Raw genomic sequence first — 681 nt, 5'->3', positions numbered from 1 at the left:
GAAGTTCCTTGCCGAATGCCGTCTGCTGTTGCGCCTGGGCAACGGCGGGCACCCCAACATCGTGCGTATCGCCCAACCGCGCCTGTTGCAGGGGCACGCCCTGGTGGAGATGGAATATGTACACGGCAAAGACCTGAATGACTATATCATTGAAAAGAGCCGTTTTATCCCCATAGACGAGGTACTCCGCTTTGTGCGAGAAATAAGCAGCGCGTTGGCCTACTGCCATGAAAGGATCTACGAGTTCTGCATGGACAGGGAGGAAGACAACTTGCGCGACGATCCCGAGGACGGCAGCAAGGTATTGCTCGACGCCTCCGCCAAACAACGCCTGACAGACAAATACAAGGTAATACATAACGATATCCACTCCAAGAATATCATCCGGAAATACGACGGGAGTTTTATCCTGCTTGACTTCGGCCTGTCCATCCAAAACGGCACAGTGGTAAAAAGCAGCACCCGCAAGGGAGGTGCAGCCGAGTATAAGGCGCCTGAGAAATGGGAGAACGAAGGCCTTATCACCGAGCAGACCGACATGTACAGTTTCGGGGTATTGATGTACGAGATGCTGGCGGGACAGGTTCCCTTCCCGTACAATACGGATGTCCCTTCCACCAAGGCCGAATACGACCTGATGCAGCAGCATGGGCAGGAGCGGCCCCCTGCGATAGAGTCTTT

At 54.3% G+C, this 681-nt stretch carries 1 protein-coding gene; it reads left to right on the top strand.

Annotated elements, in window-relative coordinates; all coding sequences use genetic code 11:
* Nucleotides 1-61: 61 nt before the first annotated feature.
* Nucleotides 62-681, top strand: a 620-nt coding sequence (locus ACFO6W_RS26040) for a serine/threonine protein kinase (RefSeq protein WP_380002052.1), incomplete at its 3' end; no start/stop codon positions are given.

It is taken from the genome of Dysgonomonas termitidis, assembly GCF_042654545.1.
Lineage (GTDB): Bacteria > Bacteroidota > Bacteroidia > Bacteroidales > Dysgonomonadaceae > Dysgonomonas > Dysgonomonas termitidis.
This window is presented reverse-complemented; position numbering and strand designations above follow the sequence as displayed.